Source organism: Halosimplex litoreum (assembly GCF_016065055.1).
Lineage (GTDB): Archaea > Halobacteriota > Halobacteria > Halobacteriales > Haloarculaceae > Halosimplex > Halosimplex litoreum.
In genome coordinates this window covers 3,867,647-3,883,880 of sequence record NZ_CP065856.1, presented here as the reverse complement: position 1 = coordinate 3,883,880, position 16,234 = coordinate 3,867,647, and the positions used below count along the sequence as shown (strand labels likewise).

General features: G+C 68.0%; 10 protein-coding genes. 2 read left to right on the top strand and 8 right to left on the bottom strand.

All coding sequences use genetic code 11. The features are described from left to right. Positions 1-4: 4 nt before the first annotated feature. From I7X12_RS19155 to I7X12_RS19140, 4 genes are all read right to left on the bottom strand, one after another. Positions 5-979, bottom strand: coding sequence for an AAA family ATPase (locus I7X12_RS19155; protein WP_198061612.1), 975 nt, complete (start codon positions 977-979; stop codon positions 5-7). A gap of 197 nt (positions 980-1,176) precedes the next feature. After that, entirely contained in the window at positions 1,177-1,710 is a 534-nt protein-coding gene (locus I7X12_RS19150) for a DUF7519 family protein (protein WP_198061611.1), read from the bottom strand. Then, positions 1,710-3,728 (bottom strand): DUF58 domain-containing protein, encoded by a 2,019-nt coding sequence (locus tag I7X12_RS19145; protein WP_198061610.1) that lies wholly within the window; start codon positions 3,726-3,728, stop codon positions 1,710-1,712. The genes I7X12_RS19150 and I7X12_RS19145 overlap by 1 nt, the downstream gene beginning before the upstream one ends. Continuing rightward, positions 3,718-4,710 (bottom strand): DUF4129 domain-containing protein, encoded by a 993-nt coding sequence (locus I7X12_RS19140; protein WP_232342924.1) that lies wholly within the window; start codon positions 4,708-4,710, stop codon positions 3,718-3,720. Before I7X12_RS19140 ends, I7X12_RS19145 begins: the two co-directional genes overlap by 11 nt. A gap of 225 nt (positions 4,711-4,935) precedes the next feature. Here I7X12_RS19140 and I7X12_RS19135 point away from each other — a divergent pair, with 225 nt between their 5' ends. Then, positions 4,936-6,750 (top strand): ABC transporter substrate-binding protein, encoded by a 1,815-nt coding sequence (locus tag I7X12_RS19135; protein ID WP_198061609.1) that lies wholly within the window; start codon positions 4,936-4,938, stop codon positions 6,748-6,750. Between the two features lie 188 nt (positions 6,751-6,938). Here the strand turns inward: I7X12_RS19135 and I7X12_RS19130 are convergent, their stop codons facing one another. Continuing rightward, complete coding sequence (locus tag I7X12_RS19130; RefSeq protein ID WP_232342922.1) at positions 6,939-9,095, bottom strand: ABC transporter substrate-binding protein; 2,157 nt, start codon at positions 9,093-9,095, stop codon at positions 6,939-6,941. Positions 9,096-9,233: 138 nt separating this feature from the next. On the opposite strand from I7X12_RS19130, the gene I7X12_RS19125 reads away from it, so the two are divergent. Next, positions 9,234-9,611, top strand: a complete 378-nt coding sequence (locus I7X12_RS19125) for a hypothetical protein (RefSeq protein ID WP_198061608.1) — start codon at positions 9,234-9,236, stop codon at positions 9,609-9,611. Positions 9,612-9,722: 111 nt separating this feature from the next. On the opposite strand, the gene I7X12_RS19120 is transcribed toward I7X12_RS19125, so the two are convergent. The 3 genes from I7X12_RS19120 to I7X12_RS19110 form a co-directional block, all read right to left on the bottom strand. Next, positions 9,723-9,971, bottom strand: a complete 249-nt coding sequence (locus I7X12_RS19120) for a hypothetical protein (protein WP_198061607.1) — start codon at positions 9,969-9,971, stop codon at positions 9,723-9,725. Between the two features lie 343 nt (positions 9,972-10,314). Continuing rightward, complete coding sequence (locus I7X12_RS19115) at positions 10,315-12,675, bottom strand: glycoside hydrolase family 3 N-terminal domain-containing protein (RefSeq protein ID WP_394355617.1); 2,361 nt, start codon at positions 12,673-12,675, stop codon at positions 10,315-10,317. A gap of 101 nt (positions 12,676-12,776) precedes the next feature. Beyond that, entirely contained in the window at positions 12,777-16,109 is a 3,333-nt protein-coding gene (locus I7X12_RS19110) for an endo-1,4-beta-xylanase (RefSeq protein WP_198061606.1), read from the bottom strand. Between the last annotated feature and the right edge of the window lie 125 nt (positions 16,110-16,234).

Sequence of the window (16,234 nt, the reverse complement as noted above, 5' to 3'; positions counted from 1 at the left end):
GTCGTTACGCGGGGGCCTCGATGGTCGGGACGGGGATCTCTTCGAGCACGTCGTCGACGATCTGGGACTTGTCCACGTCGTTGACCTGCGACTCCGCGGTCAGGCCCATGCGGTGGGCGAGCACCGGCTGGGAGACCGTCTTGACGTCGTCGGGCGTGACGTAGTTGCGACCCTCGATGACCGCCTGCGCGCGTGCGGTCTCGTAGAGTCGCTGGGTCCCGCGCGGGCTCATCCCGGTCTCGACGCGGTGGTCGTCGCGGGTGGCCCGCGAGACCGCCGCGATGTACTCCAGCATGTCCTCGGTGACGGTGACGGTGTCCGGGACCGCCTGCAGGTCCATGACCGAATCGTGGTCGAGCACCTGCCCGACCGACGGCGTCGTCGACGTGCGGTCGTTGCGGCGGCGGAGCAGCTCGACCTCGCCGTCCACGTCGGGGTAGCCGATCGAGGACTTGACGTTGAAACGGTCGATCTGCGCTTCGGGCAGCGGGAAGGTCCCCTCCTGCTCGACGGGGTTCTGTGTCGCGATGACAAAGAACGGTTCGGGCAGTTGGCGGGTGTCACCCTCGGTGGTGACCTGGCCCTCGCCCATCGCCTCCAGGAGTGCGGCCTGGGTCTTCGGCGGCGCGCGGTTGATCTCGTCGGCGAGGACGATGTTCGCGAAGATAGGCCCCTTGTTGAACTCGAACTCGCCCTCCTGCTCGTTGTAGATGTAGGTCCCGGTCACGTCGTTGGGGAGCAGATCCGGTGTGAACTGGATGCGGGAGAACGACAGGCCCAGCGCCGTCGCGAAGCTGTTCGCGGTCAGCGTCTTGCCCGTCCCGGGCACGTCCTCGAGCAGGACGTGGCCCTTCGAGAGCAGTCCCACGAGCACCGTCTCGAGGAACTCCTCCTCGATGATGACCGACGACTGGATCTCGTCGACCACTGCGTCCAACTGGTCACTGGCCTCCTGAATGGATAGTTCGCTCTGTGCCATGGTAAGATAGCCCGTGCTGTGCCTCTTAATCCTGACGGTGTAAGACGGTTTTCCGTGATGGAATACTGACTGACACGGCAGTCAGCCGGGCGGTATCGACGGAATCGCCCGAACGAGAACGGCGGTGAAAATGGGTTGGGTCGCGGGGTCGCCAGCGTCGGGCGAACGGCCCGGCGGCGAGTGGTCGGTCGGCCGGCTTACTGCCGGATCGACCAGAGGAAAAAGAGCGCCGACAGCAGCAACAGCGTGAGCGCCGGCACTGTCAGCGACCCCCACGGCACGATGTAGAGGCCGTAGGAGAGACCGGCCGCCATGACGCCGACGAAGACGGTGGCGGCGACGTGGACGGCCTCGCCGCGCTGGGTATCGGTCTGGTCGCTCATCTGGCGCCCGACGCTGAATGCGTTCGACCCGAGGTCGAACGCGACGATGGTCGCCAGCGAGGCGAACAACAGGAACTCCGGCACGTCGCCGAAGAAGCCGGCGACGACGATGCCGACGAAGACGATCCCGGTGCCGGCGATGGTCAGCCGCTCGGACTCGAAGACGAACAGGCCGGCCGCGACCCCGGCGAGCCCGAACAGGCCGACCGGTGCCGACAGGGGCGCGACCAGTGCCGTCGTCACGACCGCCAGCAGCGCCGCGGCGACCGCGATGATACTACTGAACCGTGCGGGCGAGTGGGTTACCTCGACCGCGCTGAACTCCTCGTCTTGGATGTCGAAACTCATTATGCCCACCTCGTCTGTGCTTTCTCGACCTCGAGGGAGAGCTGCCCGTCGGGGTCCCAGTTCATGACGCGGATCCCCCGTTCGCGGAGGTACCGGACCCGCGCGGTCCGTTCGATGCGCGTGAGTCGCTGGCCGACCGTCTCGTCGACGGTCACGTCGGGACTGATGACGGTGACCAGGTGACCCTCGGAGTCGAGCCGCCGGGCGACTTCGGCCGCGTAGTCGTCCGCCAGCGGCGAGAACAGGAACACCTGCGACGTGCTCGGCAGCCGCCGGCGCACGTGCGTCATCGGGTCGATGTACTGACTCTCGTGGTCCTGTCGCTCGGGCGGCCGCGGCGACAGCGCCGGGTGCTGGGCGAACAGCACGCGGGCGTTCTCCAGGTGCTCGCTGCCCGCGCCGGGCGCGTACCAGCACGGCACCGTGTCGAAGGCGGCGAGTCCCACCAGGTTGCCCTGGTCGTACAGCGCGCCGAACATGTCGCTGGCCGCGTGGACGGAGTGGTCCACGGCGTGCGGTTCGTCGACGCCCGCCGAGATGTACGCGCTCTGGCGGGTGTCGAACAGGATGGTGACCGTCGCGGCCTTCTCCTGGCGGAAGTCGATCGTCGCCAGCTCGCCGGTGCTCGCGACCTGTTTCCAGTTGATGCGGTTCATCGGGTCGCCGGGGCGGTACTCGCGGACGGAGTGGAACTCCAGCCCGGCGCCGCCCTGTTTGGTGTCGACGTCACCCGCGTACTGGGTGGTCTGGGCGCGGACCGGGATGTCGTTGGTGACCCGCAGCGGCGGGACGACTCGCATCCCCGCCTCGGGCGTGACCAGCGACGTGCGCTCGACGCCGCCGCTGAAGTCGCGAGCGACCACGAGCAGCGGCCAGTCGTACTCGCCGCGCTCGACGCGGACCGTGTACTCCAGTTGAGCCTGCGCGCCCGACTGCAGCGCCGTGTGCAGGCGCGGGACGCCCTCGGTGACGACGAACGCGTCCGGGACCACGTCGACCATCCGCAGGTCGGGCAGCATCGACCCGCTCTCGTTGCGCACCGTCAGCGTCACCTCGACGAGGTCGCCCGGTTCGGGGTCGTCGACGTCGTACTCGCGCTCGACGACCAGCCCCTCCGTCCGGGGCACCGCCGAGACCCGCGCGTAGATGGTGTAGGCGACGCCGACCGTCCCCGCGAGCATCAGGCCGGGGGTGAACGTGACCACGCCGGCGCCGACCGCGACCAGCGCGAACGCGGTCACGCCGAGCCAGCGGTTGGTGTGCTGCAGGCTCACGTCCTCGAACGGCTCGCTCGTATCGAACGACGGGATCGAGGAGTTCGAGTCGTTCCAGTTGGACTCGACCGCGTCCTCGTCGTCGCCGTCGTCGCCCGACCGGCCGAGCAGGCGGTCGAAAAAGGAGCGGTCGGTCTCTTCCTCGACGTCGACGGAGTGGCTCACGTCCACGTCGCCGACCTCGATGAGCTCCTCGACGGTCACGCGGAAGCGGTTCTCGAAGGCGGCCACGTCGTCGGTGCCCGAGAGCAGCGACTCCGAGAGACCCGCCTCCTGGGCGGCCGTCCGCTCGCTCCGGAAGAACTCCGCGGCCGTCTCGTTGTTCGTCCACTCGCCGGCCTGGAGGATACGGCGGGCCTCCTCGACCGAGCAGTCCTCGCGGTTGCGGACGACCGCGACCGCGAGGTTCTCCAGGCGCTCCTCGAGGTGTTCGCGGTTCTCGTTGACCCCCTGGCGGAGGTGGGTCATCTCGTAGAGCATCCGGTCGACGTCCTCGCCGGGCATCGGGTTGCCGGCGGGCCGCTCGGGGTTCGGCGTGACCGTCTCCTCGACCTCACCGCGGAGGCGTCGACGGACGACGCCCAGCCCGGTCACCACGGCGACGATCCCGACAAGGAACACGCCCTGGGTCGCGGAGGGGAGCGCCGACGAGAGGTCCGGAACGGCGATCATCGCCGCCGCGGCCGCGAAGAGGATCGCCCCGACGGCGATCAGCAGGCGGTTGAGGACCGTCTCAATATCCATCGTCGCCCTCCCGTCCGACCGACGAGCGGGTCGACCCGCCGTACTCGTCCTCGATGTTGCGGAACACGTCGATAGCGAGGTCCTCGCGGCTCTCGGCGTCGCGCTTGCCGTAGCGGACCTCCTCGAACAGCCGGGTCAGCTCTCCGACGTCGTCTTCGCATAGGCCCACGTCGACGGCCGCCTCGGCGAACTCGCCGGGCGTCGCGCTGTCGGGGTTGGGCACGTCGAGCATGCTCGTCATCTCCCACCACGCGCGGTAGACCTCGTTGTCCACGTCGGCGTTGTGCTCTTCGAGGCGGTCGGCCGCGCGACCCGCGGCCTGGGCGAGGTCCATCACGTCGGCGCCCTCGCCCTCGTCGGCCGCCTCCTCTTCCATGGTGGTGATCCCCTGGTCGCCCGACGCGCGGAACAGGACCGCGGCCGTCGCGACGAGCACGACGCCGAAGACGCCGAGGATGGCCGCCGGCGGCACGTCCACCGACGCGACCGGCGACGACGAGGCGTTGGCTGCACTGGAGACGGTGCCGTTACCCAGTCCGGGACCGCCGACGGTCGCGCAGTCGGTCCCCAGGAAGTACGCCAGCAGCACCGGCGGCGCGAGCGCGTACAGCCCGAGGAACGCGGCGCCGAAGGAGTACCGGCGCTTGATAAGGAAGACGAGCATCGCGGCGGCGCCGAAGTACGCCAGCCCGCCGTACCACGTCGTCAGCGGTTCGACACAGGTAGTGAACTGAACCTGATCCCCGCCGGAACTGCTCCCGCTTCGGTTGAACCCGTCACCCCCGCCGGGGCCGTCTCCGCTTCCGCCGCCGCCCCGGTTCTGCTGTTGTTCGTTCGGGTCTTCCACCGGACCCTGCCCGCCACCGGTCGCCCCCGTGTCGACGGTCGCCGTGATGGTCGCGGCGCCCACGGCGATGGCCGCCATCGCCACGAGCCCGATCACGACGAACCGCAGGGCTTCCTGTGACACATAATCATCCATACTACGATTTGTACGATCGACCCTATATGTCTTTTCCGCTTGGCGGGGAGCCCGTTCGCCGATCCGCTGGGTAGCGGTGACCTGACCCCGCGCGGTCGGCGCGCGCGAGAACCGTTCGCACTCGGGGCCGTCTCCGCCGTCGCGTCGAGCCGTCGTCGGCGGTCCCGCCCGCCGACGGGCCCGTCCCCGGAGGTCTTAAGTCGGGTCGTCCATAACCTCGCGGCGATGGATCCTGGTTCCGCGGGACGGGCGGGCGACGACCCGGTCGACGGCACGACTCGGCGGCGGTATCTCGCCGCGGTCGCCGCCGGGGTCGCCGGGTCGATGGCCGGCTGTTCCGGCCCGAACGAGATCGTCGACTCGCCGCAAGTGTTCGGGTTCCAGTTCCCATACGTCCCCGAGAACGTCCACGTCGGACCGTGGTCCTCCTCGGACCCGGCGGCGTTCTACTCGATCCTCTTCGAGGCCGAGTCCTACACTACCCCCGGCGGCGAGCGCCGACTCGGCGACGTGATCGACTCCTTCGAGACCGACGGCGACACCGCGACGGTCGCGTACGCCGACGGGTACACGTGGTGGTCGGGCGACCCCGTCACGGCCCGGGACGCGTGGATCGAGGAGCGCATCGGGTCGTTCGTGAGCGGCGGCCGAAGCTACGAGGTCGAACGCCTCGACGACAGGCGGCTCCGCTATCGCTTCGAGCGGCCGCTCGACCGACCGCTCGCGCTCTCGACTGCCGCGGGCGGTGCCGTCAGAACGCGCGCCGACCGCTACGAACCCTGGCTCGACCGGTTCCGCGACGCCGGGACCGACGAGCGCCGCGGGGAGGTCGCCGCCGACCTCCGCACGGACAGCCCCGGGCTGGAGACGGTCGCCGACGAGGGGCTGGGCTGTGGTCCCTTCGAGCTGGTCGAGGTGTCGATCAACCGGCTGATGCTGGAGCGCTACGAGGACCACCCCCGCGCCGACGAGGTCGCCGTCCCACGCCTGTGGTTCCCCGTCGTCCAGTCGGTCTCGATCGAGAACCTCGTCAGCAAGGGGTGGCTCGACGGCGGCACCGGCCGGCTCGACGACGAGCGCGGGACCCCGCCGGAGAACCTCGAAGAGCTCGCCCGCTACCCGACGAACTCGGGGACGAAGCTCGTCCTCGACTGGCGGGACCCACACCTCGGTCGCCGCCCGGTCCGGCGAGCCGTCCTGTCGGTGATCCCGGTCGACCAGGTGGTCGACGTGACCGACTGGGGCGAGCCGACCGTCCGCCAGACCGGCCTCTCCGCGCCCGCCGCCCGCCGGTGGCTCCCCGAGGAGGTCCGCGAGCGACTCCACCGCTACCCCGTCGAGGCCGACGAGGAGACCGCTGCCGAGTACATGCGCGAGGCGGGCTACAGCCGCGACGGGAACGGAGACTGGCGCGGCCCGGACGGCGAGCAGCCGTCGCTCAGCCTCGCGACGCCGGTGTGGTCGGACTTCGTCTCCGGGGCGGAGGTCGTCGCGTCGAGCCTCTCGCAGTTCGGCTTCGACGTCGAGACCGACCGGCTCACCAACAGCAACGTCTACGCCGCCGTCTCGAACCACACCCACGACGTCACGCTCTGGAACTTCGACGGCGATCCCTACAGCGTCTACGACCTGGCCAGCGACGGATCGACCTCGATCGGGTACGGCGCCACCGGCCCGGACGCCGACGCCGGGAGCCGCGGCAAGCCCGTCGAGGTCTCGGTCCCCCGGCAGCCGGGCGCAGTCGACGCCCCAGCGGGGGAGCGCCGGACGGTCGACCTCCGCGAGCTCTGGCGGACGATCGAAGGGCCGAGCGACCGGGAGACGACCGTCGACGCGATCACCACGTTCGCGACTTGGTGGAACGACGCCCTCCCCGACGTCTACCTCGGGACCACCGTCGACGGCCTCTGGGGCAACACCCGCGACTTCGAGTGGCCGTCCTACGACGCGGCCCCCGAATACGGGACCGCCGGCCCCGCCGGTCAGCCCGTGTTTCACATGCTGAAACACGGTATGATACGGCCGACGACCGAGGAGTAGCGCCGGTCGCGGCCGCTCCGACGACGCGAAACCGCGAGCGCCGCGGCACGACCACACGTGGAGCACTGCCGTTCGACGGAGTGGGGCGACTCACGCGGAGTCGCGACGCTCGTCGGCTCACGACGAACGGCGAAAAGCGTCGACCCGGACGGCCCGGGTGGTCGGCGTTCGATGCGTTGGTCAGCCGCTTACTGCGGCGGCTCGAACTCGGTGTCCGTGCTGGCCTGCGTGATGCCGCCGAGCACGAGCACGTCCTCGATACCGAACGAGCGCTCGTAGTCGAACGCTCGGGCCGACGGGTCCGGCCAGTCGAAGTCGCGCACGTCGCCGTAGGAACCCATCAGGTACTGATGGAACACGAAGTGCGGGACGTAGAAGTTGTAGTACTTCGCGCAGGTCCGGTAGAGCTCCTGTTGCTCTTCCTCGGAGTTGCCCGGTTCGCGGATCGCGTTGACGGTCTCGACGAGGTTGACTTCGGTCGCGTTGTCGAGATCCGGCGACTTGCCGGCCTCGTCCGGGGCCTCGAAGGCGCCCGGCTCGTCGGGCACCTGCTGGACGACCGGCTTGCCCTGCGTGTCCATCTCGTCCTCGGGGTCGGCGTTGAACGGGCTGCCGGTCGGACTGCCGGCGACGAGCGCTTCGTCCCACCACGCGCCGCGGTCGTGGTAGTACTGGAACACGTACGGGTCGCCGTGCCAGAACATCGTGGAGTCGTAGTTGAGTCCCTCGTTCGGGTCGATCGAGGTCGACCAGTTGTTCCAGCCCATCGTGGTGAAGTTCACGCCGAAGCCCCAGTTGGCGAGGTTGGCGCGGATGGTCTGGGCGCCCTGCACGTTGGCGGGGCTGCCCGAACGCGAGGAGAGGTCGATCGACGCGGGGTTGCCGTTGGGGTCGACCCACTGGCCGCCCTGCTTGCTGTAGCCCGCCCGCTGCATGTACCGGTTCGCGTTCTCGACGTTCGAGGAACGCGAGTAGTGGTGCAGCTGGTCGAGGAAGTCCTCGGAGAACGTGCTCTCGGACTGGGCGTCCAGCAGGAAGGTGTCGTGCTGGGTGACCTGCGAGGCGTCCTCGCCCCACCCGTTTGCGGAGACGGCGTTCCAGTCGATGGCCTCGATGAGTGCACGGCGCACCCAGAGGTTCTGGAGGTGTTCGTTCTGCCAGTTGAGCTTCCAGACGTCGCCACCCGTAGCGCGCAGCCAGCGGGTGAACTCCTGGACGTGGTCCGGCAGCGTCTCGCGGGTAGTGGCCCCGCTGTCGGTGACGGCGCCGGAGTCGACGTCGAGCACACCCTCGTTGACGAGCGTCTGGCGCCGGTCGCCCTCGGCCCAGTAGAGCGCGAGCCGCTCGACGTTCGTGTTCTCGGCGTTGGGGTGGTCCTCGTTGAGCCGGAGGATGACCCGCTCGGAGCCGACGTCGTCCATCGACTCCAGCATGTAGGGACCGGACCCGGCGAGCATCTCGTCGGTGCCGCCGTTCGCGGCCATGCGGTCGAGGCTGATCCGGTCGCTGACGAGCTCGTCCGTGATCGAACTGACCGCGTCCGCGTTCGCCGCGTCGCGGTACTGCTCCCGGTAGGGGGTGGTGAAGTCGGGGTGGATCGGCGGGTCACCGTCGACGGGGCCCGCGTTCGAGCGCAGCACGACCCGTGCCGTCGGGTCGGGGTCCTGCTCGGGGACGTCGCCCTTGTTCTGCCAGTAGTGGTGGGTCCACTGGTCCTCGGCGCGCTGGTTGAACGTCACGCCCTCGCTGAACTTGTTCCCCTGCTGGAAGAAGTTCACGTGGTTGTGCGCCTCGCGGGCGACCGCGTCGTAGGGGTCGCCGTTCCAGTATCGGGCGCGGTCGTCGTGGTGGTCGTACCAGTCGTAGGGCGGTTCGACCTCGAAGCCCGAGATCCACGTCATGATCTCGATCTCCTCGTGGTCGGGCTTGTGCGGCGTGGGGATCGTCGTCCCGCTGTAGGAACTCTGCGTGGTGTGGACGTTCCGGAGCCCGTGCAGGTCGGACATCCACAGGTCGCCGATGGTGTTGTCCTGGGGCGTCCACGGGTTCCAGTTGAACACGTCCGGCGAGTTCGCCACGGCGTAGTTGACCTGGCGGGTCACCGGCTCCGCGGCGGTCGCGGTCGCGGTGTCGGCTTCGGTTTCGGTCTCACCGTCACCACCGTCGCCCATGTCGCCGCCGTCGCCGCTCGGGGTCGGCGTCGGCGTGCTCCCCGAACCCGGCGTGGCCGTGGATCCACCGTTGCTCCCACAACCCGCCATGCCCGCGGCTCCCATTCCAGCCAGTATCTGCGCGTACTGGCGTCGCGATAACTCCTTGTCACGGATGCTGTCAGGCTTCCGCATACCTCTACCTTCTGCCAGCTCTATATAAAACTTCCTGATTATTTCATACCGAGTGAGCGACGTATCTGACGGCGGGGGCCACCGAGGCCGCTCCCGCAAGCGCAACCTTCAAATAGGTGTGTGAAACACTCTATCGCAATGAGACAGGAACTCGAACGAGCCGGACAGGAAGCGGACGGTATCCGAGCGTACGCGTTGGCGCTGTACTACTTCATGGTCGGGAACATCTCGCTGATGGTCATCGTCGTGGGTGTGATCTGTATCGCACTCGGCGCCACCCTCGTCAACGGGACCCCAGCGATCGTCATCGCCGGCGACGCCGGTCCGATCTCGCTGATGAACGGGATCCCCGAGTCGGTCCAGACCTTCGGGCAGGTCTCCGGGGTCGTTCTGGCGCACAAAGTCTTCGCCGCGATGCTTGGCATCTTCGGCGTGACGCTCATTGTCCTCGGGGCGACGGTCTACGGATTCTTGCTCGCGAACAAACTCTACGCCCGCGCGACGACGTCGGCCTGAACCGCTCGCGACCTTTTCCCCTCGGTCTCCCGGTCCGCAGCCACCGAACCGTGAGTCGCACCGCCGATCCGTGAAACGTAGCACCGTCCCGGCCACTCCTCGCCGGCCGCCTCAGACCGCACGCTGTCGGCAGAACCAGAGGACGCTCCCACTGAGGAGGACGAACGCGCCGCTCCCGACGACGTTCAACACGGACACGACGAACAGCGACGAGTCCGCGTCGGTGACGACCAGATAGGGGAGCTGGATGAGCAGGAACACGACCGCGATCGTGAACACGCCCAGGACCTTCCGTTTCTCCTCACACAGCGCTTCGGCGGCCGCCTCGCGGCCCGTCTGCTCGTCGGCCTGCTCGCTCACGATCGGATCCCTCCGTCGACGACGGGCGCCCGAACCATGCTCCCCCGTTGTCGGGCGGTCCCGAAAAGGGTTGCCACACCGGCGAGAGGCGGGCTCGTGCGGTCTCGCCGGGTCGACCCGACGGAGGCCCGCCGCCTCCGCCGGGAGCGCTCGTTACCCCCTCCGGTACCGGTCACCCTCCGATATCATCCATGAGAACTGTCCTCGTGATCGGTCGCGCTCCCCCACTGCATTGCCTCCTACCCTTCGCGCGTGCGCGCGAGGCTTCAATTGGCGAAGCCACGAGAACGGGAACGCTATATCACGTACGATACTGAACGATAGGGGGGTCGAGCCGCGACGGTCAGGCCTGGTCGAGGCTCGTCTCGGTGAAGTACCGGCGGCTGGTTCGCGGGACCTGTTTCGTGTCGGTCACCGAGAGGCGGGCGGACTCGGCGATCTCCTCGGAGGAGTGGCCGACGCGGAGTTCGTAGTCGCCGGCCTCGACGGCGAGATTCTCGTTGCGGTCGTGGTAGGCGAGCTGGCTGGCGGCCAGGTCGAAGGTGATCTCGGTCGACTCGCCAGCGTCGAGTTCGACGCGGCGGAAGCCGACGAGCTCCTGGACCGGGCGGGCCAGGTCGGGGTTCTCGGCGGAGACGTACAGCTGAACCACGTCGCTCCCGTCGCGGTCGGCGGTGTTCTCGACCGTGACGCTCGCGGAGAACGTCCCGGAGGGGTCGACGTCCACGTCCGACAGATCGAGGTCGGAGTACTCGAACTCGGCGTAGCTCAGGCCGTGGCCGAACGGGTACACCGGCTGGGCGTCGTCGTAGACGTAGTCCTCGCTGTAGGTGTTGGGCTTGCGGCTGTAGTGGACCGGCAGCTGGCCGACGGACTTGGGCATCGAGATGGGGAGGTGGCCGCCCGAGTCGTGGCCCTCGAAGACCACGTCGACGACGGCGTTGCCTGCTTCTTCGCCAGGGAGCCACGCCTGGACGACCGCGTCGGCGCCCGCGTCGATGTCGGGGATCGCGTGGGGCTTGCCGCTGACGAGGACGATCACCACGGGGGTGTCCGTCTCCTCGACCTGCGCGACGAGCTCGTTCTGGACGCCGGGTAGCCCGAGGTCGGTTACGTCACAGCCCTCGCCGCTGGTCGGGACCATCGGCTGTTCGGCCTTCACGCCCTCGGCGTCGGAGAAGTCGACGGCCGAGCGGGCGCCGACGAACGCCAGCGCCACGTCGGCGTTCTCGGCGGCCTCGACGGCGCGGCCGATCTTGTCGGTGGAGTTGCCCGTGGCCGTACAGCCCTGAGCGTAGTTCACGTCGGCGTCGACGCGGTTCTCGATGGCGGCCAGGGGCGTGTCGGCCTCGAACTCGTACTCCTCCTCGGGGTAGTGGGCGGCGTAGGCGTAGTCGCCGAGCATCCCCTTCTTGTCGTCGGCCTTCGGACCGACCACGGCGACGGAATCGGCCTCGTCGAGCGGCAGCAGGTCGCTCTCGTTTTTCAGGACGACCAGCGAGTCGCGGGCGGCCTCGCGGGCCAGCCCGACGGCCGCCTCGTCCTCGTAGGGGTCGGTCGCCGCCTCGACGTCGACGGTGGCGTCGTCGAACAGCCCCTTCTCGAACTTCGCGCGCAGGACCCGGCGGACCGACTCGTCGAGGCTCTCCTCGGCCAGGTCGCCGTCGCGGACGGCCTCGGCGAGGTACTCGTAGCAGTCGGTGTTGGGCAGTTCCACGTCGACACCGGCCTCGACGGCCGAGACGGCCGCCTCCTGCTGGGTCGCGGCGACGCCGTGTTCCTCCTTGAGGAAGTCGACGCTGAAGTAGTCGGAGACGACGGTGCCGTCGAAGCCCCACTCGCCGCGGAGCACGTCCGTCAGCAGCCACTCGTCTTTCGCGCAGGGCACGCCGTCGATGTCGTGGTATGCGTTCATGACCGACTCCGCGTTCCCCTCGTGGATCGCCGCCTCGAACGGGAACATGTGGACCTCTCGGAGCGTGCGCCGGCTCAGGTCGACCGACGAGCGGTTCTTCCCGCCCGCGCCGACGGCGTGGCCGACGAAGTGCTTCAGCGTCGCGGAGATGCCGTCGGCGGGGGAGTCGCCCTGCAGGCCGTCGACGTAAGCGGTCGCCATCTCGGCGACGAGGTACGGGTCCTCGCCGTAGGTCTCCTCGACGCGACCCCAGCGCAGGTCCCGAGCGACGTCCAGCACCGGCGAGAGCGCGTGGGCGGTGCCGATGGCCTCGAGCTGGTCGCCGATCGTGTCGGTGACCGCCGCCAGCAGGTCCGGGTCCCAGGTACTCGCCATGCCGATTCCCTGCGGGAAGGTGGTGCCCTCGGGGCCCATGTAGCCGCTGAGACACTCCTCGTGTGGGATCGCGGGGATTCCGAGTCGCGTCTCTTCGGCGAGGTACTCTTGGATCTCGTTGGTGACCGACGCGGCCTGCGTCGGCGGGAGACTGCCCTCGCCGCCGATGCGAGTGAGGTGGCCGATCCCCTCGGCGAGCAGTTCCTCTGCGACCTCGCGGTTGAGTTCGCCGTCCTCGACGAGTTCCTGGCCCTCGTCGACCTCGCCGGCGTTGTCCGCGACACCACGGCTCGGGCTCACCGAGCCGAGCTGCGCGGCTTTCTCTTCGACCGTCATTCGGGAGAGCAGATCCTCGATGCGCCGCGATATCGGTACCGCCGGATCGCGGTAGGCTGCGTCGGAGTCGGCTGTCATTACGCCTGTTCGGTCGGGGACGCGGATATTAATGGTTCCGACAGGGGAAGCCATCCTCTCGGCCGCCGTAGCCGACGGCGTTAGGCCGGAGAGTCCCTCGTTCAGGACGACGCGAACAGTCTCGCGATCTCCGAGAGCTCGCTGATGGTGAGATCGCCACGGGCGAAGTCGGTGGCTGCGCGACCGAGCTCTCTCACTTCTACCGCACTGTTGCCGTTGCTGTCGTATTCCTGTACGACTGGCGAGAGGTTCGTCGCGACCGATACCGTCGCGCCGTCGTCCGAGAGTGTCGCGGACCTAGTAACCGTCTCGCCGTCGTGGGTGACGGTTACCTCGTACTCGCCTTTGAACGCGTTCGTCGTGAACCGACCCTCCGAGTCGGTCGTTCCCGATTCCTCGGTCCACCACTGGTCGAACACGAGGTCGCGGTACCGGTCGAGCGCCGGTTTCTCCTCCCAACCCGCCGCGTAGAACGGCGCGTCGTCGCGCCAGTGCAGCGTGTCGATCAGGCCCCAGACGACGAATTGCTCGACCGACGGATGGCTGAAGACCGTCTTCAGGAACTGGTAGAAGAAGTCGGCCTTCTCCGACTCGGGCCAGTTCTCGTCGGACATGTCGAACTCGGTGATGCGGATCGGGACGTCGTACTCCGCGTAGCTGTCGAGCGCGGACATCGTCTGGGAGGGCAGTAGCGAGGAGCTCTCGCTGAAGTGACTCTGTAGGCCGACGAAGTCCAGCCCTGCCTCGGTGTTCTGAACCGTCTCGATCTGGGTCTGGTACTGATCTCGGCGGCCACTGTAGGGCCCTTCGATGGTGTTGTAGTCGTTGATACCCAGCGGCTGGCCGTCGGGGCCAGCCTCCTGGGCGGTCGCGAACCACTCGCCGAGGATCGGTGCCTCGGGCGGATTCACGTCGGCGCCGTGGATGGCACGGGCGAAGCCGGGCTGGGGGATAAGCTCGTTGATAACTTCCCATTCGTCGATGCGGTCGCCGTAGTAGCTGACGATGTCCTCGACGTGGGCGATGGTCTCGTCCCGGACGTACTGCGAGTCGGCCTCGCTGGGGACGGCTTCGCCGGCGTCGCTGTCCCAGGCCATCGCGTCGACGACGTCGTCGGGGACGGCAGCGGAGCTGACGCTCCCCCACAGCGCGACGTGGCCGCGGATGTACCAGTCCTGGGCCTCCATCCACTCGACGGCCGCGTCGGCGGTGTCCTGGCCGCCCTCCCAGAAGTCCCACTTGTGGTAGTTCTCGAGGACACCCGCGTTGAACAGCTCCTTGCGGTTCTCGCGGTAGGGGTCGCCCTCCTCCGTGTTCGCTATCTGAGGCGCGTTGGTCATGGCCCCGAACTTGAACTCGTGTTCCTGCATCGAGACGGACACCTCGGCGCCCTCGACCGGGTCGCCGTTCTCGTCGACGACGTCGACCGCCATCTCGGCCGTCCGGTGGTCCTGGATGCGAGCGTCTGCTTCTTCCTCCCAGCCGTCGGCGGGCGATTGCTCCCACTCCGGCAAGGCCTCCAGAGAGTTGTTCCCCTCGAAGGTGAACAGCGCGAGCCCGCCGATGTCGACTGTCTGGACCTGTGCACCGACCCAGATCTCCGTCCACCAGTTGCCCGCTTCGTAGCCGCTGTCGAACGCGACGGGGAAGAAGAACCGCTGCCACTCGTTGGTGACCGGCGGGTTCGGCTTCGTGACGTAGTTGGCAAAGTTTGTGTTCTCGCTGACCTTGTACGTCACCTGCGCGTTCTCCTCGTCCGGCGTGCGGAGGTACGCGACGCCGAGGAGGACGTCGCCGCTGGAGACACCTTCGTCGTTGACGAAGTTCTTGAGGTTGATGCTGTAGGCGTTCGTCCCAGATTCGGTGACGTCGATCCGGGTCGCCTCCGAGAACGGAACGCCGTCGCCGACATCCAGGCTGGAGCGGGTGGCCTTGTCCGTCTCACCGCCGGCGAGTTCGAACCCGGCGAAGGCGTCGGTCTCGTTGTTCGCGTAGACGAACCGTCCGGGGTCGAGTTGGCGCTCTTGGAGGTAGTCGATCAGCCCCGAGTAGTACGGGTCGTCGGTCTGGGGCCACTCTTCCGGTCCGCCGCCCCCAGTCCCGATCTCACTCGCCGCGCCGGCAGGAAGGTCGCCGACCGCTACGTCGGTATCGGAGTAGTCCAGCAGCGCGAGCCCGCCGACGTCGACGGTCTGCTCGTTGTACGCCAGCCAGAACTCCGTCCACCAGTTGCCGGCGTCGTCGCCGGTACCGTACTGGATCGGGAAGTAGAATCGTTCCCACTCCGAGCCGATCGAGGGGCTAGTGAACTCCGCCCAGTTGTTGTACGACGTACTGGCGCTCTCCTGTGCGGAGTAGGTGACCTGCGCGTCGCCGTCGGGGGCGCGCAGGTACGCCACGCCGAGGAACACGTCGCCCTGTTCTACGGCCATCCCGCTCACGTCACCTCGAAGGTTCGCGTTGTAGCCGTTGCTCTGTGTGCCGTTGATCGACACGCGCGACGCTTGCGAGAACGGGACCGAATCGCCGCTCACGTCGAGGCTTTCGGTAGTTCCGTACTCGCCGACACCGAACTCGTAGGAGCTCCACGTCCCCGACTCTGTGTCGCTATAGACGAACCCGGGGTCGGGGAGGTTCAGCGCCGACAGGTCGCCGGTCAGCGTGTCGTAGTACGACCCCGACGAGCCGGACGACTCTACGACACCGGACGGTAGCTGGTCGAACTCGGCGTTCGTCCCGAAGTCGAGCAGCGCCACCCCACCGACGTCGACGGTCTGCTGTTTGAAGCCGAACTGCCACTGGACGTAGAGGTCCGAGGAGTCGGCCGTGGTGTCGGCACCGATCTCGATCGGGAAGTAGTGCCGTTCCCACTCCGAGCCGATCGTCGGCGACCCGTTGCCGACCGACGCGTTCCCGAACCCGCCGCTATCGACGGCGTAAAACTCCGACTGTGGGCTGTCGGACGACGACCGGAGGTACGCGACCGCGAGTAGCGTGTCGCCCGCGGAAACGTCCCGCGTGAGGTCGCCGCGGAGCTGCACCGGGTAGTTCGCGTCCGGCGCGTCGGTCACGTCGATCCGACGCGCCTCGGAGAACGGCACCGAGTCGCCGCTCACGTCGATGGATTCGACGGTCCCGTACTGGCCGTCCGAGCCGGCCTGTGCGAACAGCGTGTCCCAGGCGGCCGACTCGGTGTCGGCGAACTCGAACGACGCCGGCGGCAGCCCCTCTCCGTTCTGGAGGTCGTCGACGAGCGTCGAATAGTATGAGTCACCGCCCGACGCCCACGAATCGGGCGTGTCCGCGCTGACCCCGCCCGCTGTTGCGCTGGCGATACCACCCGCGGCGCCGGCCGCTCCGATCGACTGGAGGAACGGTCGACGGCCCACCCTGAATCGGTCGTCCTCACGACCGCCTCTGTCAGACTCTCGCATAGTTGCACCCGGATCTCTGCAATTTATGCGTCATAAATATTCCTAAAACATACTGAAAACTGGAGATACTTCCGATCCCGTTGTCAGAATTGTCGGAGACGGTTGCCGGATCCCCGGGTTCGCGG

What these genes read in the sequence shown, in the direction of transcription:
- I7X12_RS19110 (WP_198061606.1), bottom strand. Translation starts at nt 16,109, where the DNA reads ATGCGAGAGTCTGACAGAGGCGGTCGTGAGGACGACCGATTCAGGGTG.
- I7X12_RS19115 (WP_394355617.1), bottom strand. Translation starts at nt 12,675, where the DNA reads ATGACAGCCGACTCCGACGCAGCCTACCGCGATCCGGCGGTACCGATA.
- I7X12_RS19125 (WP_198061608.1), top strand. Translation starts at nt 9,234, where the DNA reads ATGAGACAGGAACTCGAACGAGCCGGACAGGAAGCGGACGGTATCCGA.
- I7X12_RS19155 (WP_198061612.1), bottom strand. Translation starts at nt 979, where the DNA reads ATGGCACAGAGCGAACTATCCATTCAGGAGGCCAGTGACCAGTTGGAC.
- I7X12_RS19135 (WP_198061609.1), top strand. Translation starts at nt 4,936, where the DNA reads ATGGATCCTGGTTCCGCGGGACGGGCGGGCGACGACCCGGTCGACGGC.
- I7X12_RS19150 (WP_198061611.1), bottom strand. Translation starts at nt 1,710, where the DNA reads ATGAGTTTCGACATCCAAGACGAGGAGTTCAGCGCGGTCGAGGTAACC.
- I7X12_RS19145 (WP_198061610.1), bottom strand. Translation starts at nt 3,728, where the DNA reads ATGGATATTGAGACGGTCCTCAACCGCCTGCTGATCGCCGTCGGGGCG.
- I7X12_RS19140 (WP_232342924.1), bottom strand. Translation starts at nt 4,710, where the DNA reads ATGGATGATTATGTGTCACAGGAAGCCCTGCGGTTCGTCGTGATCGGG.
- I7X12_RS19130 (WP_232342922.1), bottom strand. Translation starts at nt 9,095, where the DNA reads ATGCGGAAGCCTGACAGCATCCGTGACAAGGAGTTATCGCGACGCCAG.